General features: G+C 68.0%; 20 protein-coding genes and 1 tRNA gene. 14 read left to right on the top strand and 7 right to left on the bottom strand.

The genetic code is table 11. From position 1 onward, the window contains the following. Positions 1–288 precede the first annotated feature (288 nt). The 3 genes from P5G46_RS08160 (at position 289) to P5G46_RS08150 (ending at position 2,415) form a co-directional block, all read left to right on the top strand. Positions 289–1,512, top strand: coding sequence for a hypothetical protein (locus P5G46_RS08160; RefSeq protein ID WP_408905438.1), 1,224 nt, complete (start codon positions 289–291; stop codon positions 1,510–1,512). A 28-nt stretch (positions 1,513–1,540) separates the two neighbouring features. Next, positions 1,541–1,777, top strand: coding sequence for a hypothetical protein (locus P5G46_RS08155; protein ID WP_408905437.1), 237 nt, complete (start codon positions 1,541–1,543; stop codon positions 1,775–1,777). 89 nt (positions 1,778–1,866) lie between these two features. Next, positions 1,867–2,415, top strand: coding sequence for a hypothetical protein (locus P5G46_RS08150; RefSeq protein ID WP_408905436.1), 549 nt, complete (start codon positions 1,867–1,869; stop codon positions 2,413–2,415). A 218-nt stretch (positions 2,416–2,633) separates the two neighbouring features. Here P5G46_RS08150 and P5G46_RS08145 read toward each other — a convergent pair whose 3' ends face one another. The 4 genes from P5G46_RS08145 to P5G46_RS08130 all read right to left on the bottom strand — a co-directional run bounded on the left by P5G46_RS08145 (position 2,634) and on the right by P5G46_RS08130 (position 5,966). Beyond that, positions 2,634–2,906: a hypothetical protein gene (locus P5G46_RS08145; protein WP_408905435.1), complete on the bottom strand. Its 273-nt coding sequence runs from the start codon at positions 2,904–2,906 to the stop codon at positions 2,634–2,636. A 304-nt stretch (positions 2,907–3,210) separates the two neighbouring features. Next, positions 3,211–4,374 carry a tyrosine-type recombinase/integrase gene (locus tag P5G46_RS08140; RefSeq protein ID WP_408905434.1) on the bottom strand — a complete coding sequence of 388 codons (1,164 nt, stop codon included), beginning with the start codon at positions 4,372–4,374 and terminating at the stop codon, positions 3,211–3,213. A 26-nt stretch (positions 4,375–4,400) separates the two neighbouring features. Beyond that, positions 4,401–5,741 carry a tyrosine-type recombinase/integrase gene (locus P5G46_RS08135; protein WP_487247420.1) on the bottom strand — a complete coding sequence of 447 codons (1,341 nt, stop codon included), beginning with the start codon at positions 5,739–5,741 and terminating at the stop codon, positions 4,401–4,403. Positions 5,742–5,892: 151 nt separating this feature from the next. Next, positions 5,893–5,966 (bottom strand) — tRNA-Gly (locus P5G46_RS08130). A gap of 242 nt (positions 5,967–6,208) precedes the next feature. On the opposite strand from P5G46_RS08130, the gene dcd reads away from it, so the two are divergent. Further along, positions 6,209–6,814, top strand: coding sequence for a dCTP deaminase (gene dcd, locus P5G46_RS08125; RefSeq protein ID WP_408905433.1), 606 nt, complete (start codon positions 6,209–6,211; stop codon positions 6,812–6,814). Positions 6,815–6,980: 166 nt separating this feature from the next. On the opposite strand, the gene P5G46_RS08120 is transcribed toward dcd, so the two are convergent. Further along, on the bottom strand, positions 6,981–7,757 hold the full coding sequence (locus P5G46_RS08120; protein ID WP_408905432.1) for a MarR family winged helix-turn-helix transcriptional regulator: 777 nt from the start codon (positions 7,755–7,757) through the stop codon (positions 6,981–6,983). A gap of 109 nt (positions 7,758–7,866) precedes the next feature. On the opposite strand from P5G46_RS08120, the gene P5G46_RS08115 reads away from it, so the two are divergent. After that, positions 7,867–8,382 (top strand): MarR family winged helix-turn-helix transcriptional regulator, encoded by a 516-nt coding sequence (locus P5G46_RS08115; protein WP_408905431.1) that lies wholly within the window; start codon positions 7,867–7,869, stop codon positions 8,380–8,382. Positions 8,383–8,484: 102 nt separating this feature from the next. Here the strand turns inward: P5G46_RS08115 and P5G46_RS08110 are convergent, their stop codons facing one another. Then, positions 8,485–9,867 (bottom strand): MFS transporter, encoded by a 1,383-nt coding sequence (locus tag P5G46_RS08110; protein ID WP_408905621.1) that lies wholly within the window; start codon positions 9,865–9,867, stop codon positions 8,485–8,487. 138 nt (positions 9,868–10,005) lie between these two features. Here P5G46_RS08110 and P5G46_RS08105 point away from each other — a divergent pair, with 138 nt between their 5' ends. From P5G46_RS08105 to P5G46_RS08080, 6 genes are all read left to right on the top strand, one after another. Continuing rightward, the gene (locus P5G46_RS08105; RefSeq protein WP_408905430.1) at positions 10,006–11,748 is read left to right on the top strand and encodes a DEAD/DEAH box helicase; all 1,743 of its coding nucleotides are present in this window, start codon (positions 10,006–10,008) and stop codon (positions 11,746–11,748) included. A 421-nt stretch (positions 11,749–12,169) separates the two neighbouring features. Then, positions 12,170–14,038 (top strand): molecular chaperone DnaK, encoded by a 1,869-nt coding sequence (gene dnaK / locus P5G46_RS08100; protein ID WP_408905429.1) that lies wholly within the window; start codon positions 12,170–12,172, stop codon positions 14,036–14,038. Between the two features lie 12 nt (positions 14,039–14,050). Further along, a complete protein-coding gene (gene grpE, locus P5G46_RS08095; RefSeq protein ID WP_239275491.1) occupies positions 14,051–14,659 on the top strand; it encodes a nucleotide exchange factor GrpE in 609 nt (202 codons plus the stop codon). Between the two features lie 8 nt (positions 14,660–14,667). Then, on the top strand, positions 14,668–15,654 hold the full coding sequence (locus P5G46_RS08090) for a DnaJ C-terminal domain-containing protein (protein ID WP_239275493.1): 987 nt from the start codon (positions 14,668–14,670) through the stop codon (positions 15,652–15,654). A gap of 67 nt (positions 15,655–15,721) precedes the next feature. Continuing rightward, positions 15,722–16,168: a heat shock protein transcriptional repressor HspR gene (locus tag P5G46_RS08085; protein ID WP_408905428.1), complete on the top strand. Its 447-nt coding sequence runs from the start codon at positions 15,722–15,724 to the stop codon at positions 16,166–16,168. Between the two features lie 75 nt (positions 16,169–16,243). After that, positions 16,244–16,966, top strand: coding sequence for a potassium channel family protein (locus P5G46_RS08080; protein ID WP_239275497.1), 723 nt, complete (start codon positions 16,244–16,246; stop codon positions 16,964–16,966). A gap of 30 nt (positions 16,967–16,996) precedes the next feature. Here P5G46_RS08080 and P5G46_RS08075 read toward each other — a convergent pair whose 3' ends face one another. Next, complete coding sequence (locus P5G46_RS08075; protein WP_239275499.1) at positions 16,997–17,590, bottom strand: hypothetical protein; 594 nt, start codon at positions 17,588–17,590, stop codon at positions 16,997–16,999. Positions 17,591–17,769: 179 nt separating this feature from the next. Here P5G46_RS08075 and P5G46_RS08070 point away from each other — a divergent pair, with 179 nt between their 5' ends. From P5G46_RS08070 to P5G46_RS08060, 3 genes are all read left to right on the top strand, one after another. Further along, positions 17,770–19,497 carry an ABC transporter ATP-binding protein gene (locus P5G46_RS08070; RefSeq protein WP_408905427.1) on the top strand — a complete coding sequence of 576 codons (1,728 nt, stop codon included), beginning with the start codon at positions 17,770–17,772 and terminating at the stop codon, positions 19,495–19,497. Then, entirely contained in the window at positions 19,494–21,515 is a 2,022-nt protein-coding gene (locus P5G46_RS08065) for an ABC transporter ATP-binding protein (protein ID WP_408905426.1), read from the top strand. The genes P5G46_RS08070 and P5G46_RS08065 overlap by 4 nt, the downstream gene beginning before the upstream one ends. A gap of 411 nt (positions 21,516–21,926) precedes the next feature. Continuing rightward, positions 21,927–23,135, top strand: coding sequence for a glycosyltransferase (locus P5G46_RS08060; RefSeq protein WP_375095077.1), 1,209 nt, complete (start codon positions 21,927–21,929; stop codon positions 23,133–23,135). Positions 23,136–23,137: the final 2 nt, after the last annotated feature.

The raw sequence follows: 23,137 nt of genomic DNA, 5'->3' as shown, positions 1-23,137 counted from the left end.
ACTCTCAAGGAAGTAAGTAGAGAAGAGAGTAGAGAGGTTGCCTGCTTCGGGTGTGACGCGGAGTTTTTTTTAGATGTTGGTCGCACCCCCGCCTTCGGCTCCAACAGCGACGCCTCCCCCTGAATTCGGATCATGCTGAGTTCGTAGATGCCGCATCGACTTCGTGATAAAATCAATTTGCATTTAACCGCCACAATTCCGCTGGCGCATGGGGCGAGTTCAGACCCCCCATCAAACCTCCGAGTCGCCCTCCAAATGTGAACTCGTGAAACCTGATGGGTGGGCGACATGGCTCGCAGTCCGATAGAGATCCCGATCGCGTCAGAGACTGGCGCGTTCAAAAAGGGTGTCGACGCCGGCATCATCGAGCCACTTGAGGATGCACAGCGCGCGCTCGGCGACCTCGCCAATTCGCGCGGTCCCGCCGGACTGGAGCGCGACATGCGGGACGCGCAGAAGCAGACGGAAAAGCTCAGGGATGAGACCGATCGCACGGTCGACGCAATCGAAAAGGACTTCCCTCGCGCCTACAGGCAGGTGAGGCAATCCGCAGACGACGGTCTCGGCCGCGCGCGTGCGGCAGCTGAAGAGGTGACGCAGGAAATCGGTTCGAACCTCGGCGAGGCCGTGTCCAGCGTCCGGGGTGACCTTTCGGACCTGGGGCAGGTCGGTCAGGACACATTGGGTGGCCTAGCCGCGACGGTGTCGGGTATGGGTCCTGCCGGTCTAGTCGGCGCTCTTGCTCTGGCGGCCGGCGCGGTGGGGCTTGGCGCCGTAACTGCTGGTCTGGAGGAGGCTGAGGAGCAGGCTGAACGGCTGAAAGAACAGGCTGCGGAGTGGGCACAGGCCTATGTCGATGCAGGCTCGACCGTGCTGTCGACCGCTCAGATCATCGAAAAAGGCCAGCGGCTCCTTGTTGACGAGGGAGACAAGGTTCGCAACAACGCGGAGCTATGGGGTGTGAGCGCGGCTACAGCTGCGGCCGCGATGGCCGGATCGCAGTCCGCCATCGACCAAGTTTCGCGCTCACTCGATCGTCAGCGAGATGCTCTGGAAGCCAATGCATCTGGTGCAGATAACTACTCGCAGAACATGGAGGCTGCGACTTTCGGTCAATCTAAGGCGAACGGGGAATTCATCAAGGGTAAAAAAGCCTTTGATGAGTTGACTGGAGCGATGGAGATAGGTCGAGAGACGGCCGATTTCGTATCTCAGATGATGGTTGATGTCGCTCGGAATACGGCAGGAGCGACCGAATCTGTCGACGAGTTCGGGGATACCGTGATCGTTCTACCGGACGGCAAAAAGGTCTACATCGACGCCGAGACAGGCCGGGCAACGCAGGACGTCGAGGCGATCGAGCAGAAGATCTACGGAATACAGGACAAGACGGCGACCGTTCGACTTCGCCTCGATTCGTCGGAATGGGATCGTTGGACGCCGGGTGCCAAGGTCGGCACAGTGCGAACCGCTGTGGCCCAGGGATCGGGCGGCGGGACAACGTGGTTCTGATCGCGCTCCACGGGACGGTTGGACCCTGATGGCCGATGATTTCGATTCGCGCATCCGTCGCGCGCTCGACGCCGCCTGCATGGACGAGATTGACGACATCCGCGCATACGCTCTTCTCGGCTCGGAGTTCGAGTGGTCTTCGGACACCGATCGCCTGCTCGCTCCGATCCTGGTGGCGCTGATCCAAGTTGCTCAGTCCGCCGCCGATGCACAAGGGCTCACAAGGCGCGAGTTTGTCATGCGCATCCGGCAGAAGTATTGCTAGCTGTTCTGCCGCGTGAATGAGTTCCACCCCGGCGGGCAGCCTCGTGATCGCGCCAGGCCGAATTCGAGCGGGATCGCTATCGTGAGCGAATGACTGATGATCAGGTGCGCCAGATCGTGGAGGCCCTCCAGGGGAACCCCTGGGAGCCGTGGATCGCGGGGATGATCAGTGTCGTGTCGATCGTGATTGGTTTCCTACTCGCGCTCTGGCAGCAGACGATCAGTGACCGAAAGCGCCGCGTCGAGACGGTCGCTGAACGGCGCCGGTTGACGGTCCTCGCTGCGGCCGAGGGGCCTATGCGGTTGGCGTTCGCAAGAGATAGTGAAATCGCAGACGAGTTGCGGCTCATGCGGCAATCCACACCAGGGGTGTTGAACGGTCTGGATGAAGCAGACGCGTCGGGTCATGTTGCGGGCTGGTGGCTCCGAGCCACGGGCAAGCTCATGCGCATGCCCCCGCCCGGCCAAGACGGCGAAGGCTTGAGGGATCGCGCGAGGGTCGCGCTCCTGATCGCAGACCGCCTGCAGAAGTGGCAGAAGGGCGAGCAGGCTGCCGACGAATTCATAGAGGCGAACGATTCAGCGTGGGAGGCCGTGTGGGCGGAGGATTCGGCCCACCGACCGTCGGGGGACAACTGACGGAGCCATCCGATCGGAAAGCCTCCCGCGGAATCTGCGCAGCGCGGCCTCATCGTCTGTCAACCCGAGGTTGACGGTCAAATCGCCATTGCCGGTAAGTCAATCAGAGGATGCGCCGGGCCTCTGCCGACGCCCTCAACGCTGTTGAGCCTGAACTCCACGAAGTGCCTGCAGGCCCTCACGGCCGGTCTTGGCCCGGGGTCAGCTCTCCTGTGACATCAGCGACGCATGAGCAGGCGATGAGTTCCGGCCAGGACGAGCGAACCCACGAACGAGACGGCCGCCACGGTGACGCCAAAGTTTGACCACCACCCCAGGCCGACGGTGATCGCAAGATCGGAATCGGTCAGATAACGTGCGGAGCCGATCATGATCGCGACTACCCAGCAGACAATCGCTCCTAACGTGCCAACCACCGTCATGACGATCAACCCGACGAGCTGCCCTGGCGCCTCCACATGGACGGAATCAGCGTTACTCGGCTCGTTCACGAATAGCCCTCGGTACTCGTCGATTCCGGCTCAAGTCCGCACAAACTTTCCACGGCACCCGCGATGTCACGGAGCTTCACCGCCAAACGTGTCAAGTCGCGCCCTGCTCCCACCACCCGGCCTGCCACGACGAGTTCGTACCAGCTAGCGGTCGCATCGCCGGCCATAGTTCGGTAGAGAGCCGCTCCGTGAACAAGTTCGGTGCCGTCGTCGCAGTGCGACCACGCTTCCGGCGGGGCACCTGTTCCCCCATGTGTGGAGAGGTCGCCCACGCACCAAGCCACGGGGCAATCGATTCGCACGCTCACGGGGTCACAGCCTCCACGAGCGCGCGCATGGTGGTGTCCGAGACCTGGACGTAGCGCTGGGTCGTCGCGGGCGACGCGTGCCCCATCAGTTTCTGGAGCGTGAACACGTCGCGATTCACGTTGTATGCCTTCGTCGCAAAGCGATGCCGCAGGGCGTGCATGCTCACGCCTGGTGGAAACAGCGCAGTGATCTGCTTCCCGAGATATCGGGCGGACACATGCCCTTCGCCTCCTGCATGCGCGTGCCGGTCCCGAATCTGACCGGGGAACACGTATCCCGGGGGCTGGGTACGCAGCGTGACGGCGAGAGAGGCCGGAACGGGAAGCACTCGGACCTTGCCACCTTTCCCGTGCACGGTCAGCCAGTAGGTGCCGTCGTCCCGGAGCCGCAAGTCACGACTGTGCACTCCGGCAACCTCAGCGCGACGTAGGCCCATCTCCGCGGCGAGGCGCAAGGCGATGCGCAGCTGGGGCGTCGCGTGGAGAAGAGCCGCTTGATACTCCTCGTCGGTCGCGGGCCGCGCGGTCGGTTCGCCGGCCTTGACGCGTGGCAGCTTCTCGCTCGGGTCCACTTCCATGCGGCCCGTGTCCACGGCCCATCGGTAAAACGAATGAACGATGTTGCGGCGGCCGCGGCGTGTCTCTCGTGCCCAGTTCTTCCCGGCCATCCATTCGAACAGGTCATCCAGAGTCACCTCGAACGGTTCGAGACCAGCATTCTCGCGAGCAAACGCCTCCATTCGTTCGACGTATGCGCGCACGGTTGTTGGCATCATTCCTTTCGCTAGGAGGTACCTGCGAAAGCCCGCGATAGGCACCTCCCACTGGGGCGGCACATCAAGACGGAGTTTGCTTCGTGTCGACGCTGCAGCGGTGGGATCCACATCGATGCGGCCCGTTGCGCGCGCCCATCGATAAAAGGACTTCAGCGAGTCGCGCATGGAGAGTCGCGTGGAATCGGCGACGTCAAGTTGCTCGAGCCACGCCAGCACGTCGGTGTCGACCACATGCCAGGGTGAGCGGTCGGTAGCAATCGCGAACCTGCGGAGGTGTTTGACGCGCCGCGCGATCGTTGCGGGCTGGGCATGCTGGGCGCGCTGTGCAATTTCGTACTCGTCGAGCGAGCGAATCCAGACCATCGCTCCCTTCTCGTCGGTCATCGGGCGAAGATGCTCGGTTGCAAGAGTCACAGGGGTTGATCTTTCCGTTCCGCGTAGCTGAGATTTTCGAGACGTTGGGCAAGAAGGCGATCGGCATCCGCTGCACTGTGCGCGTAGACCTGCGCTGCGCGGATGGTGCTATGGCCGAGCCGCCGCTGGACGTCCGGTATTGATGCGCCCGCTGCATAGGCGAGGGTCGCGCCCGTGTGGCGCAAGTCGTGCCACGTCAGGTCGTCTCGCCCGATGGCACGCCGGGCGCGACGGAAGATTCGGGAGAGTTGAACGTTTGGCAGCGGTGAACCATCAGGTAGCCCAAAGACGAGTGCGTCGGGCCCCTCGCCTGCGAATTCCGTCATGTGCTTGCTCAGTTCCTGGGCCACGGTGCTCGGGAGGTGGATCGTCCGGTAGCTGGCGGCACTCTTCGGTGGCCCGAAGCGCAATGCGCGCCCGGGGGTGTTCTCCAGCGCTCGGTCGACGCGTATCGATAGCCCGTCGGGAGAAATGTGCTGACGCGATAGCGCGAATAGCTCGCCGTACCGGAGTCCAGACCAAGCGGCGACCCGAACGGCGGCCGAGAAACGAGCAGGCATGTTCTCTGCGAGCCGGTTAATCTCCTCCAAAGTCGCCGTAGCGCGTTCCCGGTGCACGACGGCGCCCGCGCCACGGAGCCGGCATGGGTTCTCGGTGATGGCCCCATCGGCCAGTGCTGCTCCGAGAAGCGTCCGCAGAAGCCTGTACGCCTGCGCGGCCGTGGTGCGCCCAGCATCTGTCGAGATCTCTGTTGCCGGTCGACCAGACGGCTTCCCCGCAGCCTCCCAAAGCGCGAGCACTCGTGGGCTCAGGCGGCCCGTCGCCGCAACCTGGTGACCCTCCGCCAAGGCCCATCGCCGCGCCGGATGGCCGGGAGGGTGCGCTGGCCGTCGCCGCGCTGAAGCGGAGGCTTCCTCGCTCACCTTGGCGAACCAGGCACGAACCGTGGCTGGTCCGATGTCTGCCACGTACATCCGCCCAAGCTCGATGCCTCGTGAAGACTCGTTTCCGACGGGAGGAAGCACCCAGCGCTTGAGTAGTCGCTGATAGAGATCCCGTGTCCGCGGGCGAAGATCCGGCCGGCCGTCGAGCCAGCGCTCTGAGTACTCCGCCAGGGTGACCCGCCCGGAGTGGGGGTCCCGCCAGACACCTCGGGCGCGGTCAGCGTTTTCGGTGGCGATCCAGACGCGGGCATCGGCCTTGGTGGAGAAGGTACCCGGAGCCGCATATCTGCGGCCGTCTCTCCGGTAGAACGCGCGCCACCGGCCAGAAGGCAGCTGCTCCACGGAGCCAAGATCGGCGGGGGCGCGTCGTGATCGGCTCGCGCGGCGAGTCATTCGATGCCGCCCAGGTGGCGGATTAGAGCTGGTCCCATTCTTCGGTCTCTCGTCCAGCCCGTGAGTCCACGGGAGTCCACGAGAGGGTCTGAACTCGCTCTTCGTCCTGCCACCGGATTCCCGAAACTCTGCGAGTTTCCGGGATATTCAGTGGAGGGGCTGACGGGAATCGAACCCGCGCTGTCTGCTTGGGAAGCAGAAGTTCTGCCATTGAACTACAGCCCCGAGCGCCGTACGGCACTTCCGCCAGCATAACAGCGTCTCCCGGGGCATCCGGGTGCGCCGCGTCGATGCTCGGGCCGTCCTGGCGCGTCGACCCTCGCCAGATGACCCGTGGATGCCGAGATGCCCCCCGATTCGGCGCGATTGCGGGTCGTTTCGCGAAACGCAGGTGATCTCGCTGCCGAGTGACGGGGGCCGGGGAGTCCGGCGTCACGCACTCCGACCCCACGGCCTAGGCTGGGGCCGTGCTGCTCTCCGATCGCGATATCCGCGCCGAACTCGCCGACGGACGCCTGGGGCTCGACCCCTTCGATCCCGCCATGGTGCAGCCCTCGAGCGTCGACGTGCGCCTCGACCGGTACTTTCGGCTGTTCGACAATCACAAGTACCCGTTCATCGACCCGGCCGAGGACCAGCCCGAGCTCACGCGTCTCATCGAGGTGGAGCCCGACGAGCCGTTCATCCTTCACCCGGGTGAATTCGCGCTCGGGTCGACGTTCGAGCGCGTCACTCTGCCCGACGACGTCGCGGCCCGCCTCGAGGGGAAGTCGTCGCTCGGCCGCCTCGGGCTGCTGACCCACTCCACCGCCGGCTTCATCGACCCCGGCTTCTCGGGTCACGTCACCCTCGAGCTGTCGAACGTCGCGACACTGCCGATCAAGCTCTGGCCGGGCATGAAGATCGGGCAGGTCTGCTACTTCCGCCTCACCTCGCCCGCCGAGAACCCCTACGGCTCGGGGCCGTACGGCAACCGGTACCAGGGGCAGCGCGGCCCGACGGCGTCGCGCTCGGCCCTGAACTTCCATCGCACCGACGTCGGCACGACCGATGCCGGTGCCGCCGGGCGCTGAGCCGCCCGCACGAAAAACAGCCCCGTCGAGTCGACCTCGGCGGGGCTGTTCGGTTGTGCGTTCGGGAGGCGGCGCGTGTGCGGCGTCCTCGCTGGCGATAAACGCGATTCGCGGGCAGAAACGCGGTGTGCACGTGTTTCTCGTCGCGAGAAGCGTTTATGGAGGATCACTCGGATGCCGTGGGCTCACCGGATGCCGAGGACTCGCGGCCGCGACGGAAACCGGCGTCGAAGCCGCGCTCGTAAGCGCTCTGCGCGGACCGGCGGTCGCCGTGACCCCGGCCGTGGTGTGCGTGTGCACGGTGATGTCCGTGGCCGCCGCGCGGGTCGCAGCCGCGTCCGTGACCGGCGTGCGCGCGTTCGTGGTGGGGGCCGTGGCCTTCTGCGCCGTCGTCGCCGCGGGGGCCGTGGTGCTCGCCGGCACCGGCGTCCGGCTCGAAGCCGTGCGCGCCAGGGCCGAAGGCGGGGCCGCGCCCGCGCCCCGAGAAGCCGAAGCCGCGCCCGAAGCCGCGCATGCCCGGGCCGCGCCCACGGCCGAACGGCGCCGCGTCGGTTTCGCTGATGCCGAGCGCCGCCGACACAGCGTCGAGCGCGGCGACGAGACGGTCGAGCTCGTCGGCGGGGATGTCAGCGAGGAGCGTCGAGCGATCGGCATCCACCCGATCGAGGACCGCACGGCCTTCGTCGGTCAGTACCCAGCCGTCGTCGGTACGTACGATCCACCCGCGCTCGGCCAGGGCCGTGACGCGCGTGCCGCCGCGCGCGAGGCGGTCGATGACCCACGGGGCGTCGATGCGGCCGTCGATCGCGCTCAGCACGAGGAGGGTCTTGGGGTGCAGGTCGCTGTCGCGCAGCTGCGCGAACAGACGATGGTGCAGCGCGTGACCGACCATCGTCAGGCGATGGGCGAGGCTGCGGGGGTCCAGAGGTGCGGAGGTGTTCATGGGGTGTTCCTTTCGTCGGCGGAGGTTCCGCCAGTTACATGTCATGTGACAACAGATGCACTGTGACATGCATTCCCGACGCATGTCAAGCGACATGTAAAGTCGGGCTGTGACCGCTGACCCCGCCGACGAGATCGCCGCCGCCCTCGCCACCCTGCGCGGGCGTCGTCCGCGCCCGCCCTTCGGCGGTGGTCACGGCGGCCCGCACCCCCACGAGCACCCGGGGCACGGAGCCCATCCGTTCCACGGGGGTCCGCCGTGGGGCGATCCGGGTCAGGGGCGGTTCGCCGGCGTCGCACGCCTGCGCATGCTCGACGCCCTCGTCTCCGCCTCCGGCCCCCTGTCGGTGAGCGAGATCGCCGACGCGGTCGGCGTCGATCAGCCGCGCGCGTCGCGACTGGTGCAGCAGGGCGTGCAGATGCACCTCGTCGAACGCGAAACCGATCCCGAGGACGCGCGTCGCACGCGGGTGCGCGTGACGCCGGAGGGGGAACGGCTCGTGTCGGGAGTCCGCGGCCGACGCCGGGATGCCGTGCGCTCCGCGCTGGCATCGTTCACCGACGCCGAGCGGGCCGAATTCGCCCGCCTCCTCACGAAGTTCGCCGACGCCTGGCCGCAGGGCTGAGCCCGCGGCATCCTTCCGCCGGGACGGGGGATGCCACGGCGCGAGGTCGATCTCGGAGGAGCCGCTCCGCGGGGGCGACGCCCCCTCGGGGCCCCGCCCGCGTCAGCGGATCGCCGCTCCGCGGTTCTGCACCGGGATCATCAGCGCGAGCCCCACCGCGAGGATCAGCACGATGCCGAGGATCCCCAGGCGCGTGTCCCCCGTGAGGGACACGAACAACGCGAACAGCCCCGGCGCCAGGAACGACACCGCCCGGCCCGTCGTGGCGTACAGGCCGAACATCTCGCCTTCGCGACCCTCGGGCGTCGCCCGCGAGAGATAGGTGCGGCTGGCCGACTGCACCGGACCCACGAACAGCCCCAGCGCCAAGCCCGCGACCCAGAACGCCGGCTGCGACGTGCCGATGAACAGGATGACGGTGCCCAGCACGATGAGCCCCGACAGCGAGAACACGATGACGCGCTTGGGACCGAAGCGGTCATCGAGGCGTCCGGCGAACATCGTGCTGACACCGGCGACCACGTTCGCGGCGACGGCGAAGTACAGCACCTCGGTGGAGGAGAACCCGAACACCTGCGCCGCGATGATCGCGCCGAAGGTGAAGACGCCGGCGAGTCCGTCGCGGAACACCGCGCTGGCCACGAGGAACAGCAGCACCGGGCGGCTGTCGCGCCACAGCGACCGGAGCGTGCCCCACAGCAGCACGTACGACTGCAGGAAGCCGACGCGCACGCGGCGACTCTGCGCCGGGATCTCCGGCACCCGCAGGAGCACCGGGATGGCGAAGACCGCGAACCAGATCGCGGATGCCAGCACCGCCAGCCGCACGTTCAGACCGCCGTCCTTCGACACGGCGAGCAGGCCCGCGGCATCCGGGTTCCCGAAGCTCTGGATGAACAGCACGAGCAGCAGGAGCAGGAGCACGATGCCCCCGACGTACCCCATGCCCCAGCCGAAGCCCGAGACGCGGCCGATGTTCTCGCGCGTGGAGACCTGAGACAGCATCGCGTAGTAGTTGACGCTGGCGAACTCGAAGAACACGTTGCCCACCGCCAGCAGCGTCGCGCCGAGCACGAGGTAGCCGGGCGTGCCGTCGACGAAGACCATCGCCGCCATCGCGAGCACCACGACGCCCGTGTTGACGCCGAGCCACAGCTTGCGCCGGCCCGTGCCGTCGCTGCGCTGACCCAGCACGGGGGCGAGCAGCGCGACCGCGATGCCGGCGAACATCAGCGCGTTGGCGACCACCGCGGCGTTCTCCGCCAGGGCCTTCACCAGTTCGGGGTTGCGCTCGTCGTCCCCGGCGGCGGCCACGATCGCGGGGTCGACGAACAGCGTGCTCGACAGATAGGTGCTGAAGACGAAGGTCGTGACGACGGCGTTGAAGGCCGCCGACCCCCAGTCCCACAGCGCCCAGGCCAGGACCGGGCGGCGACCCTTTTCGGTGGGAATGGATGCCGCGGGCGCGGCGCCGGGAGTGGACATGTCGCTCACGCTAGGACCCTTCGGTGAACGCGCGGATACGACGCGCGAGGACGCGTCGCCGTCGGCGCGTGCGCTCAGGCTAAACCCTCGAAGGTCCTCGAGCGGGGGTTTCCCGGGGTGGCGGACTACCGTGGAGTCATGGCATCCGAAACCCCCGTCCCCTCCGTCGAGGCGGACACCGCCCCCGAGCAGCTCACCTTCGCCGACCTGGGACTGGATGCCGCCGTGCTCAAGGCCCTCAAGGACGTCGGGTACGAGACCCCGTCGGCCATCCAGGCCGCGACCATTCCCGTTCTCCTCCAGGGCCGCGACGTCGTGGGCCTCGCCCAGACCGGAACCGGGAAGACCGCCGCGTTCGCGCTTCCCGTGCTGTCGCAGATGGAGACCGGCCACAAGAACCCGCAGGCTCTCGTGCTCGCCCCGACCCGCGAGCTCGCGCTGCAGGTATGCGAGGCGTTCGAGAAGTACGCGGCGCACATCAAGGGTGTCTCGGTGCTGCCCGTCTACGGTGGTCAGGGCTACGGCCAGCAGCTGTCGGCGCTGCGTCGCGGCGTCGACATCGTCGTGGGAACGCCCGGTCGCATCATGGACCACCTCGACAAGGGCACCCTCGACCTCAGCGAGCTGAAGTACCTCGTGCTCGACGAGGCCGACGAGATGCTGAAGATGGGCTTCGCGGAGGACGTCGAGACGATCCTCGCCGACACCCCGGCCGACAAGCAGGTGGCGCTGTTCTCCGCCACGATGCCGGCGCAGATCCGTCGCATCTCCGCGCAGTACCTGAACGATCCCGAAGAGATCACCGTCAAGACCAAGACGACGACGTCGGCGAACATCACGCAGCGCTACCTCGTGGTGTCGTACCAGCAGAAGATCGACGCCCTCACCCGCATCCTCGAGGTCGAGAACTTCGAGGGCATGATCGTCTTCACCCGCACGAAGAACGAGACCGAGACGGTCGCCGAGAAGCTCCGTGCCCGCGGATACACCGCCGCGGCGATCAACGGCGACGTCGCCCAGGTGCAGCGCGAGCGCACGGTGAACCAGCTCAAGGCCGGCAAGCTCGACATCCTCGTCGCCACCGACGTGGCCGCGCGCGGTCTCGACGTCGAGCGCATCAGCCACGTCGTCAACTACGACCTCCCGATCGACACCGAGTCGTACGTGCACCGCATCGGCCGTACCGGCCGTGCGGGCCGGACAGGGGATGCCATCAGCTTCGTCACGCCGCGCGAGCGCCGCATGCTCACCGCGATCGAGAAGGCCACGCGCCAGCCGCTCACCGAGATGTCGCTGCCGAGCGTCGACGACGTCAACGCCACGCGCCTCACGCGCTTCGACGACGCGATCACCGCCGCGCTCGAGGACACCGCCGCGATCGCGACGTTCCGCGACGTCGTCGCGCACTACGTCGCGCACCACGACGTGCCCGAGGCGGACGTCGCCGCCGCGCTCGCCGTGGTCGCGCAGGGCGACACCCCGCTGTTGCTCGAGGAGGAGACGATCGCTCAGCCGCGGTTCGACCGCGACCGCGATCGCGCTCCTCGCGAAGGAGGACGCGACGGGGGCCCGCGCCGCGAGCGCGACGGCCGCTTCGCGACCTACCGCATCGCCGTGGGTCGTCGGCAGCGAGTGGAGCCGCGTCAGATCGTGGGTGCCCTCGCCAACGAGGGGGGCCTTCGCCGCAACGACTTCGGGGCGATCCAGATCCGGCAGGACTTCTCGCTCGTCGAGTTGCCGGCCGACCTGTCGCGCGACACCCTCGACCGCCTGACCGACACGCGCATCTCGGGCGTGCTCATCGACCTGCGCCTCGACCAGGGCGGTCGCTCGGCGAAGCGCAGCGACCGGCCGCAGCGCCGCCCGCGCGACCGCGACTGAGCCCACGGCATCCCTTCGACGCCCTCGTGACCTCTCGGTTGCGGGGGCGTCGGCGTCCACGTCCGCATCGCTCGCGAGGTGCCGACTTCTGCCGGGCCGTGTCGCGCTCCTGGCCGGTGGTCCGTCGCCCCACCGGATCCGTGCGGGGCGGAACTCGTGCAATGGGGCGTTTATCGACCGCCCCGGTGCACGGATGGCGCCCCGATGCTGTCGCGGCCGCGGGGGGCCGGGGCGCGGGGACGACTGGCGGCGGCGCAGCGTGGGTCGCGATGCCCAGAAGTTGAGCCAATTCATATCAAGTCTGCTTGACGTCGCGAGGGGCCTGCGATAGCCTTGAGTCATCGCGGCTCAACCCGCGCAGCAGACTTTCCGCAAACCCCGAGTCGTGGCATCCGCCCGGCTCATGATCAAGGAGACACATATGCCACGTGCAGTGGGAATCGACCTCGGGACGACCAACTCCGTCGTGAGCGTGCTCGAGGGCGGCGAGCCGAAGGTCATCGCCAACGCCGAAGGCTTCCGTACGACCCCCTCGGTCGTCGCGTACACCAAGGATGGCGAGGTGCTCGTCGGTGAGACCGCCAAGCGCCAGGCCGTGACCAACGTCGACCGCACCGTCTCGTCCGTCAAGCGCCACATGGGCACGACCTGGACGTTCGACGTCGACGGCAAGAAGTGGACGCCGCAGGAGATCTCCGCGCGCATCCTCCAGAAGCTCAAGCGCGACGCCGAGGAGTACCTGGGCGACAGCGTGACGGATGCCGTCATCACGGTGCCCGCGTACTTCAACGACGCCGAGCGTCAGGCCACGAAGGAGGCCGGTGAGATCGCGGGCCTGAACGTCCTGCGCATCATCAACGAGCCCACCGCCGCAGCCCTCGCGTACGGCCTCGACAAGGGCAAGGAGGACGAGCTCATCCTCGTCTTCGACCTCGGTGGCGGAACGTTCGACGTGTCGCTGCTCGAGGTGGGCAAGGACGACGACTTCTCGACCATCCAGGTGCGCGCCACCGCCGGTGACAACCGCCTCGGTGGAGACGACTGGGACCAGCGGGTCGTCGACTACCTGATCAAGCAGTTCAAGGACACCACCGGTGTCGACGTGTCGGGCGACAAGATCGCCCTGCAGCGCCTCAAGGAGGCCGCGGAGCAGGCCAAGAAGGAGCTGTCGAGCTCGACCTCGACGTCCATCAACCTGCCGTACCTGTCGCTCACCGACTCCGGCCCCGTGTCGCTGTCCGAGACGCTGAGCCGCGCCAAGTTCGAGGACCTCACCAAGGACCTGCTCGACCGCACCCGCAAGCCGTTCTCGGATGTCATCCGTGAGGCCGGCGTCAAGGTCGACGACATCGCGCACGTCGTGCTCGTCGGCGGCTCGACCCGTATGCCCGCGGTCGCCGACCTGGTGAAGAAGGAGACCGGTCGCGACGCGAACAAGGGCGTCAACCCGGACGAGGTCGTCGCCGTCGGTGCCGCCCTGCAGGCCGGTGTCCTCAAGGGTGAGCGCAAGGACGTGCTGCTCATCGACGTCACCCCCCTGAGCCTCGGCATCGAGACCAAGGGCGGCATCATGACCAAGCTCATCGAGCGCAACACCGCCATCCCGACCAAGCGCAGCGAGACCTTCACCACCGCCGACGACAACCAGCCGTCGGTCGCGATCCAGGTCTTCCAGGGCGAGCGCGAGTTCACCCGCGACAACAAGCCGCTGGGAACCTTCGAGCTCACCGGTATCGCCCCGGCTCCCCGTGGCATCCCGCAGGTCGAGGTCACCTTCGACATCGACGCCAACGGCATCGTGCACGTGTCCGCCAAGGACAAGGGCACCGGTAAGGAGCAGTCGATGACCATCACCGGCGGCTCGTCGCTGCCCAAGGAGGACATCGAGCGCATGGTTCGCGAGGCCGAGGAGAACGCGGCGGAAGACAAGAAGCGCCGCGAGTCCGCCGAGACCCGCAACCAGGCCGAGACCCTGTCGTACTCGATCGAGAAGCTGATCAAGGACAACGAGGACAAGCTGCCCGAAGAGGTCAAGAACGACGTGCAGGCCGACGTCGACGCCCTCAAGACGGCGCTCGCCGGCGACGACGACGACGCGGTCAAGACCGCGTTCGACAAGCTCAACGCCAGCCAGGGCAAGCTCGGCGAGGCCATCTACGCCTCGTCGCAGGCTCAGGGCGAGCAGGCCGACCCCAACGTCGGTCAGCCCGGCAACGGTGAGACGCCGAACCCCGAGGAAGACGTCATCGACGCCGAAGTGGTCGACGACGACAACGGCGACAAGAAGTAAGCGACAGAACTGATGGCACACAAGGACGACGAACAGCCCCAGGGCTCGGGCGCCGGTCCTGACGAGACGACGGGGCCGGAGGAGAACACCTCCGGCCCCGCGCCGTCGGGCGAGCAGGCTCCGGATGCCGAGGGCCTGACGATCGAGGACATCCTCGGCGCCGAGCAGACCCCCGAAGCCGCGGCAGAGGGCGCCTCCTCCGACAAGGAGGCCTCGCTGCTGATCGACCTCAAGCGGCTTCAGGCCGAGTACGCCAACTACCGTCGGCGGACGGAGGAGCAGCGCGAGCGCGAGATCGAACGCGCCAAGGGCGAAGCCGTGAAGGGCCTCCTGCCCGTCATGGACGACCTCGACCGCGCCGAGAAGCACGGAGACCTCGTCGAAGGCACCCCGTTCGCCGCGATCGGTGAGAAGGTGCGTGCGGTGGCCGAGCGGCTCGGAGTGGTCTCGTACGGCACCGCCGGTGAGCCCTTCGACCCGCAGCAGCACGAGGCGATCTTCCAGGCGCCCACTCCGGGCGTGACCCAGGCCACGGTGCTCGAGGTCGTCGAGGTGGGCTACCGCCTCGGCTCCGTCGAGTTGCGACCGGCCAAGGTCGTCGTCGCCGTGCCGGCCGAGTAGGAGGACGCATGGCGAGTCAGGACTGGTTCGACAAGGACTTCTACAAGGTCCTCGGTGTCGACAAGGGCGTGAGTGCTGCCGATCTGAAGAAGACGTACCGCAAGCTCGCGCGCCAGTACCACCCCGACTCGAACCCGGGCGACGCGAAGGCTGAAGCGAAGTTCAAGGAGATCAGCGAGGCGTACGCCGTGCTGAACGACCCCGAGCAGCGCGAGGAGTACGACCAGATCCGGGCCATGGGCTCGGGGGCGCGCTTCTCGGCGCCGGGATCCGGTGCGGGCGGCGGCTTCGACGACGTCTTCAGCCGGTTCGGGCAGCAGCGCGGTGGGACCACGGCGGGCGGATTCGAGGATTTCTTCTCGATGTTCGACCAGCAGGGGGCGGGCTTCGGGTCGGGTCGCTTCGGCCAGCCGTCGGGCGGATACCGGGGCTTCGGCGGTCCGCAGCGAGGCGCCGACGTCACGGCACGCACCACGCTCGACTTCGTCACCGCGGCGAAGGGCGAGACGATCACGCTGCAGGGCGAAGACAATGTGCCGTTCAAGGTCAAGATCCCCGCGGGTGTCGCGGACGGCCAGAAGATCCGGTTGCGCGGTCGTGGCCGCCCGTCCCCGGATGGGGGCGAGAGCGGCGACATCGTGGTGACGGTGGCCGTTCGGCCGCACCCGGTGTTCTCCCGCGAGGGGCTGAACCTGCGGCTGACGGTCCCCGTGACCTTCACCGAGGCGGCCCTCGGCGCCACGATCGAGGTGCCGACCCTGGGCGGAGACCCCGTGCGGCTGCGGGTCGCCCCGGGCACCCCGTCCGGTCGTGTGCTCCGCGTCAAGGGACGTGGCATCCACTCGTCCAAGGGCACCGGCGATCTTCTCGCCGAAGTCCAGGTGGCCGTGCCCGACCACCTCGATGAAGCGGCCCGCGAGGCCCTCGAGCGCTTCCACGCGCTCGAGCCGAAGGAAAACCCCCGCGCAGACCTGATGGCCAAGGCGCGACAGTAACGCCGCGTCCCTGGCATCCGGGACAATCGGATGCCAGGGGCAGGCGATCGACGCGAAAGGAGAGGCCGTGTCCGAAAGAGAACTCGACGAGGACGCACCGATCTTCGCGATCGCCGTCGCCGCGGAGCTGTCGAACATGCACCCGCAGACGCTGCGGCAGTACGACCGGCTGGGTCTGGTCGTGCCCGCGCGCACACAGGGCGGATCGAGGCGATACTCGAGCCGGCACGTGCAACAGTTGCGCGAGGTCGCGCGACTGTCGAGCGAAGGCATGAGCCTGCCCGCGATCGCGCGTATCCTGGCCCTCGAGGAGCGCGTGCACGACCTCTCGCGCCGCGTCGCGGACCTCGAGCGTCAGTTGATGGCCGAGCGGCAGTCGCGCCCCGGTGCGCGGGTTTTCGCCGCCGGCGCCACCGGTTCGGTCGTGACGCTCCGTCACGGTGCACGCGTGCGTCGCGCAACGGACGTGGTGCTGTGGCGCCCGCACGGCGTCCTCGGCCACGACGAGGGCTGACGGCGCACGGCGACGATCACGGCCGTTCGCTCGTGCGCCTGGGACGGCGGGCAGCGGCGGCCGTAGAGTGCGAGGATGACGCCGTCCTCCGCACATCCCTCGCCGCGCGCGCGGGGGGAGACTGCCGCGACGAAGCGCTGGGAGAAGTGGACCTATTGGCCGCTGACCGGGCTCGCGTTGCTCTGGGTCATCGTGTACACCGCTCAGGTGGTCGGCGACGTGCGCGGCACGTGGCAGGGCGTGACGGGGATCTTCATGCTCGCGGCGCAGCTCGTCTTCGCCGGCGACTATCTGATCCGGCTGATGTGGGCCGCTCCACGCGGCTCGTGGTTCCGCCACCACCTGCTCGACCTCGCCGTGGTCTTCGTTCCCACTCTGCGGCCGGTGCGACTGCTGGGGGCACTGACCCGCCTGGCGAGCTTCACGCGCACGGTCGGCAGCTCCCTCCGGGCCGAGCTGCTCATCTACGGCATCGGTAGCGTGCTGCTGCTCATCTGGCAGGTGTCGCTCGTCGTGCTGCAGGCGGAGCGGCACGCTCCCGGCGCGAACATCCTCACCTTCGGTGACGCGGTGTGGTGGGCCTTCTGCACCGTCACGACCGTCGGGTACGGCGACTACGCCCCGGTCACGGTCGTGGGCCGCGTCGCGGCCGTCGTCCTCATGGCCGGCGGCGTGGTGCTCGTCGGGCTCATCGTCGCGACGATCTCGTCGTGGGCTTCGGAGCGCGTCTCGCACGCCCGGCGACGGGAGCCGGCATCCACCGTCCAGGGTGACGACCCGACGCCCCCGTCGCGGTGACGCGTCCCGCGCGCGGCGGGCGCCCGCACCTTACGCGGGATCGAGGCGCAGTACCGTGGCGGACTCGCCGACGCGCAGGTCGTCGACGACGCGCAGCGTGCGCGCAACGTCGTCGACCGCGCCGATGACCGTGCCGAATCGTTCACGGTCGGCGCAGACCGCGGTGACGGTGACGAAGTGCGCCCCGGTGTCCCAGGTGTAGGTCGCGAATGGCGGAGTGCGTTCGTCGGCGGGAAGCGGCATCGCGAGCTTCTCGCCCACTCCGAGATGCGGGTTGCGGAAAGCCTCGGTGTCGTCGTACTCCATCGGCATCATGGCCCGGGCGGCCCGCAGCTGCGGCGTCGCCTCCTGCAGTTGTGCCATCACGACGAGCAGATCGGGGTCGGTTCGCCACACCCACACGAGTACCCGGCCGGCTGCGCGGCGCATGAGAAGCGGCGCAGCCTGGCTCGCCACCCAGGCGAAAACACCGCTTCCCGGACGCTCGGTCGCGCCGACGGCGCGGTTCGCCTGCGCCAAGAGCATGCGGATGGCCGCCTTGCGGTGGCGTCGGCCGCGCCAGCCGAGGGAACCCGTGACGGGCACCCAGAGGTCGGCGGGGGCGTCGGCCTGGAGACGAGGCATGGTCTCAGACTACGATCACCGGCACGCGGGCACCTGGCAGATTCCGGTGTCGGGGCATGGATGCCGGATCCCCATGCTCGCGTACGCCTGCGGCGGAAGCGCTCCCGCAATGTCGGTGGTTCGTGCCACTCTTGATGCGCGGTGCTCGTGCCGCCCCGATCTGACATCCGGAGAACGTCGTGCTCGGAAAACTCCTCATCCGGTATCTCTCGAAGTACCGCTGGCTTCTTGTGGCCATCCTCGTGTTCCAGGCCGCGTCCGCGGTCGCGACGCTCTATCTGCCGCGCCTCAACGCCGACATCATCAACCTGGGCGTCGCGCGCGGCGACACCGGCTACATCTGGTCCCGCGGCGTGATCATGCTCGTGATCTCGCTCGGGCAGATCACCGCCTCGGTGATCGCCACCTACTTCGCGGCGCGAGCAGCCATGGCCGCCGGCCGCGACATCCGGCGCGACGTCTTCGAGCGGGTGAGCGGCTTCTCCGAGCGTGAGCTCTCGCAGTTCGGTGCCGGCTCGCTCATCACGCGCAACACCAACGACGTGCAGCAGGTGCAGATGCTGGCGATGATGGGCGCGACGATGCTCGTGAGCGCACCCCTCCTCGCCATCGGTGGCATCATCATGGCTCTCCAGCAAGACGTGGGGCTGAGCTGGCTGATCGGCGTCGCCGTCCCCGTTCTGCTCGTCGCTGTCGCCCTCATCATCGCGCGCATGGTTCCGCTGTTCCGCAGCTACCAGACCAAGCTCGACGCCGTGAACCGCATCATGCGCGAGCAGCTGACGGGCGTGCGCGTCGTGCGGGCGTTCGTGCGGGAGCGCATCGAAGAGCAACGGTTCCGCGGCGCGAACACCGACATCCTCGTCGTGGGTCGCAAGGTGGGTTCGCTGTTCGTCCTGCTCTTCCCGCTCGCGATGCTCGTGCTCAACGTCACTGTCGTGGGTGTCATCTGGTTCGGTGGCATCCAGGTCGATGCCGGGGGCGTCGAGATCGGTACCCTCTTCGCCTTCATCCAGTACGTCGCGCAGATCCTCGGCGGCGTGCTGATGGCGAGCTTCATGACCGTGATGATTCCGCGCGCCGCTGTCTCGGCCGAGCGCATCGGCGAGGTGCTCGACAGCCGGTCGACGCTCGTGCGGCCCGAGTCTCCCGTGGCGGTCTTCCCCACGCCGGGCGAAGTGGTGTTCGACAATGTCGCGTTCGCATATCCGGGTGCCGAGGCTCCGGTCGTCTCCGGGATCACCTTCACGGCGGCGCCGGGCGAGACGGTGGCGATCGTCGGCTCGACCGGGGCGGGAAAGACCACGCTGGTCTCTCTCATCCCGCGCTTGTTCGACGTCACCGACGGCGCGGTTCGCGTCGGCGGTGTCGACGTTCGCGAGGCCGACCTCGATGAGCTGTGGAAGGGCATCGGTCTCGTGCCGCAGCGCCCCTTCCTCTTCAGCGGCACCGTGGCATCCAACCTTCGGTTCGGTCGCGAAGAGGCCACGGACGAAGAGTTGTGGCGCGCGCTCGAGATCGCTCAGGGGCGAGACTTCGTCTCCGAGATGGAGGGCGGTCTCGAGGCTCGCATCGCGCAGGGCGGCACCAACGTCTCGGGCGGACAACGACAGCGCCTCGCCATCGCGCGCGCGATCGTCCACCGACCCCGCGTTCTCGTGTTCGACGACTCGTTCTCGGCCCTCGACCTCAGCACCGACGCGCGATTGCGCAGAGCCCTGTGGGACGAGCTGCCCGACGTGACGAAGATCGTCGTGGCGCAGCGCGTCTCGACCATCACGGGGGCCGATCGCATCGTCGTCCTCGAAGACGGTCGCATGGTCGGTCTCGGCACGCACGACGAGCTCCTCCAGAGCAGCGCCACGTACCGCGAGATCGTCGAGTCGCAGCTGGGGGTGGAAGCATGACCGCCCCCGACGCCCTCACCGAGGAGGACCGCGCCGAGCTCGAACTCGCCGAGCAGGCTCGCCAGAACTCCGGCGACTGGAACAGCGTCGCCCCCGGCAAAGCGGCGGAGTTCGGCCCGAGCTTCCGCCGCCTCATCGGTCTGCTGCGGCCCTACGCCTGGGCCTTCGCGTTCGTGTCGTTCCTGGGGGCGATCGGTGTCGTCCTCGCTGTGCTCGCGCCGCGCGTGCTGGGTGACGCGACGAACATCATCTTCGAGGGCGTCGTCTCGAAGTCGCTCTCGCAGGGCTTCCCCGAGGGCACGCCCAAAGAGACCGTGGTGGAGGCGCTTCGGTCCGCGGGTCAGGGCGACATCGCCAACATCGTCTCCGCGATGGACAACTTCCAGGTGGGCGCGGGGGTCGACTTCGACGCGCTCCGGATGGTGATCGTCACCGTCCTCGCGATCTATGTCGGCTCCTCCCTGCTGTCGTGGATCCAGGGATACGTCATCAACGTCATCATGGTGCGCACCATGTGGCGCCTGCGCGAAGACGTCGAGGCCAAGATCAACCGCCTGCCGCTGTCGTACTTCGACCGGGTGCAGCGCGGCGAGCTGATCTCGCGCGTCACCAACGACATCGACAACATCACGCAGACGATGCAGCAATCGCTCTCGAGCGCCCTGACCTCCGTGCTGACGGTGGTCGGCGTGCTCATCATGATGTTCAGCATCTCGTGGCAGCTCGCGCTCGTGGCGCTGGTGTCGCTGCCGCTCATGGCCATCATCTTCGGCGTCATCGGCCCCAAGTCGCAGAAGGCGTTCGGCGAGCAGTGGAAGAAGGTCGGCCGCCTCAACGCCCGTGTCGAGGAGTCGTTCTCCGGGCACGCGCTGGTCAAGGTCTACGGCCGTGAGAAGGACGCACGCGCCAAGTTCGAGGTCGAGAACGAGGAGCTGTTCGAGGCGAGCTTCCGAGCGCAGTTCCTCTCCGGCATGATCATGCCCGGCATGATGTTCGTCGGAAACCTGACGTACGTCGGCATCGCGGTGCTCGGTGGCCTCATGGTCGCCGGCGGGCAGATCCGCCTCGGCGACGTGCAGGCGTTCATCCAGTACTCGCAGCAGTTCACCCAGCCGCTGTCGCAGCTGGGCGGCATGGCCGCGGTCGTGCAGTCGGGCACGGCGTCGGCCGAGCGGGTGTTCGCGCTCCTCGATGCGGACGAGCAAGACCCGGATGCCGCCGACGCTCCCGCCCATGTCGAGGGTCGCGGCGTCATCGAGTTCGAGTCGGTGCGCTTCGCGTACACGCCCGAGCGACCGCTCATCCGCGATCTGTCGTTCCGCGTCGAACCGGGGCAGACGGTGGCGATCGTGGGCCCGACCGGTGCCGGCAAGACCACCCTCGTGAACCTCATCATGCGGTTCTACGAACTCGACGGGGGACGCATCCTCCTCGACGGTCAAAACATCGCCGACCTCCGTCGCGACGACGTGCGCTCACGCACCGGCATGGTGCTGCAAGACCCGTGGCTGTTCGCCGGCACGATCCGCGACAACATCCGCTACGGCCGCGAATCCGCCACCGACGACGAGATCATCGAGGCCGCCGTCGCCACACGCGTCGACCAGTTCGTGCACTCGCTGCCCGAAGGCTACGACACGGTTCTCGACGAGGACGCCGCGAACGTCTCGGCGGGGGAGAAGCAGCTCATCACGATCGCGCGCGCTTTCGTCGCGCGTCCGTCGGTGCTGATCCTCGACGAGGCGACGTCATCGGTCGACACGCGCACCGAGCTGCTGCTGCAGCAGGCGATGGCCGCACTCCGCGAGGGGCGTACGTCGTTCGTCATCGCGCACCGTCTCTCGACGATCCGCGACGCCGACCTCATCCTCGTGATGGAGCACGGTGACATCGTCGAGCAGGGCTCGCACGACGAACTCATCCAGCGCCAGGGCGCGTACTGGCGGTTGTACCAGTCGCAGTTCGAGAGCGCCGCCGACGAGGAGACGCTCGTCGAGGTGGACGCTTCGCGCAGCTGACGCCGTGCCGGGGCGCGATCCGTGTAGCTGACCGCACGTCGGGGCGCGATGCGTGCAGCTGATCGCGCGTCGGGGCGCGATGCGTGCAGCTGACCGCGCGTGGGGGCGCGATGCGTGCAGCTGATCGCGCGTCGGGGCGCGATGCGTGCAGCGGGGCGCGCGATGACCGCCCCAGTGCACGGATGTCGCCCCGGCGCGGCAACCCGCCCCAGTGCACGGATGTCGCCCGGGCGCGGCTACCGGCCCCCGGTGCGGGACTGCCGCCCCGGTGCGCGGGTGCCGCCCCGGTGCGCGGGTGCCAGCCCTGTGGGCCGTGGCATCCGGGGGCCCCAGAAGCCCTCGGGTACAGTTGTCGGGCGCATGCACCGCACCGTGCGACCCGTTCCGCCGCACAGATAGGCCTCACCACCCGTGACCACTCCTGCGACGCCCGCCCCCGATTCCTCCCCCGATCGGCCGCTCCGGGTCCTCATCGGCGCCGACACCTTCCTCCCGCACGTGAACGGAGCCGCGCGCTTCGCGGAGCGGCTCGCCGCGGGCCTCGTGGCGCGGGGGCACGATGTGCACGTCTCGGCGCCGAGCGTCGGCCACGGCAACTCCGGCACCTTCACCGAGGTGATCGAGGGCGAGCCGATGACGATGCATCGCCTCCCGGCATACCGCTTCCTGCCGCACGACTGGCTCACCTTCGTCCTGCCGTGGCGGTCGAAGCACTACGCCCGCCAGGTGCTCGACCGGGTGAAGCCGGACGTCGTCCACATCCAGTCGCACATCGTCATCGGCCGCGGTCTCGCCCGCGAGGCCCGCAAGCGCGGCATCCCGGTCATCGCGACCAATCACGTGATGGCCGAGAACATCCTCGACTTCACAACCCTCCCCGACGCGCTCGACCGAGTTCTCGTCAAGCTCGCCTGGGCCGACGCCAAGCGCACGTTCGCCCTCACGCGCGCCGTGACGACACCGACCCGCCGCGCGGCGGACTTCCTCGAATCCACGCTCGGCATCGACGGCGTCATCCCGATCTCCTGCGGTATCGACCGCTCGAACTACACCGCCGACCTCGAGCCGCGCGACGCGAACCGCATCCTGTTCGTGGGGCGTCTGACGACCGAGAAGGGCATCGACGTCGTTCTGCGCGCTCTCGCGCAGCTCGACCCGGCGCTGGAGGCGACGTTCGACATCGTCGGCGGTGGCGATCAGCGCCGCAACCTCGAGCAGCTCGCCGAGGAGCTGGGAGTGACCGACCGTGTCACGTTCCACGGGCACGCATCGGAGGAGGACCTGCGCGCGCTCTACACGCGCGCCAGTGTTTTCGCGATCGCTTCCATCGCCGAGCTGCAGTCCATCGCGACGATGGAGGCCATGGCATCCGGGCTTCCGGTCGTCGCCGCGAACGCCGTCGCCCTCCCGCACCTCGTGCACGACGGTGAGAACGGGTACCTCTTCGAACCCGGGAACGCCGAAGAACTCGCCGCGCGCCTCACCGACGTCCTCGTCGCCGCGCCCGACGACCGTCGGCGCATGCAGCAGGCCTCGCTCGACGGCGTCCGCGTGCACGACATCGGTCGCACGCTCGACACCTTCGAGGCGCTGTACCGCGGACGCCCACTGCCGGAGTGACC

It is taken from the genome of Microbacterium mcarthurae, from assembly GCF_046064585.1.
Lineage (GTDB): Bacteria > Actinomycetota > Actinomycetes > Actinomycetales > Microbacteriaceae > Microbacterium > Microbacterium mcarthurae.
The sequence above is the reverse complement of the archived record's forward strand: the minus strand, read 5'-3'. Positions and strand labels throughout refer to the sequence as shown.

Excerpts from the sequence above, each read along its gene's own strand:
- P5G46_RS08090 (WP_239275493.1), top strand. The coding sequence starts at position 14,668 with ATGGCGAGTCAGGACTGGTTCGACAAGGACTTCTACAAGGTCCTCGGT.
- P5G46_RS08160 (WP_408905438.1), top strand. The coding sequence starts at position 289 with ATGGCTCGCAGTCCGATAGAGATCCCGATCGCGTCAGAGACTGGCGCG.
- P5G46_RS08105 (WP_408905430.1), top strand. The coding sequence starts at position 10,006 with ATGGCATCCGAAACCCCCGTCCCCTCCGTCGAGGCGGACACCGCCCCC.
- P5G46_RS08155 (WP_408905437.1), top strand. The coding sequence starts at position 1,541 with ATGGCCGATGATTTCGATTCGCGCATCCGTCGCGCGCTCGACGCCGCC.
- P5G46_RS08140 (WP_408905434.1), bottom strand. The coding sequence starts at position 4,374 with ATGACCGACGAGAAGGGAGCGATGGTCTGGATTCGCTCGCTCGACGAG.
- P5G46_RS08075 (WP_239275499.1), bottom strand. The coding sequence starts at position 17,590 with ATGCCTCGTCTCCAGGCCGACGCCCCCGCCGACCTCTGGGTGCCCGTC.
- grpE (WP_239275491.1), top strand. The coding sequence starts at position 14,051 with ATGGCACACAAGGACGACGAACAGCCCCAGGGCTCGGGCGCCGGTCCT.
- P5G46_RS08110 (WP_408905621.1), bottom strand. The coding sequence starts at position 9,867 with ATGTCCACTCCCGGCGCCGCGCCCGCGGCATCCATTCCCACCGAAAAG.
- P5G46_RS08135 (WP_487247420.1), bottom strand. The coding sequence starts at position 5,741 with ATGACTCGCCGCGCGAGCCGATCACGACGCGCCCCCGCCGATCTTGGC.
- dnaK (WP_408905429.1), top strand. The coding sequence starts at position 12,170 with ATGCCACGTGCAGTGGGAATCGACCTCGGGACGACCAACTCCGTCGTG.
- P5G46_RS08065 (WP_408905426.1), top strand. The coding sequence starts at position 19,494 with ATGACCGCCCCCGACGCCCTCACCGAGGAGGACCGCGCCGAGCTCGAA.
- P5G46_RS08120 (WP_408905432.1), bottom strand. The coding sequence starts at position 7,757 with ATGAACACCTCCGCACCTCTGGACCCCCGCAGCCTCGCCCATCGCCTG.
- P5G46_RS08080 (WP_239275497.1), top strand. The coding sequence starts at position 16,244 with ATGACGCCGTCCTCCGCACATCCCTCGCCGCGCGCGCGGGGGGAGACT.
- P5G46_RS08150 (WP_408905436.1), top strand. The coding sequence starts at position 1,867 with ATGACTGATGATCAGGTGCGCCAGATCGTGGAGGCCCTCCAGGGGAAC.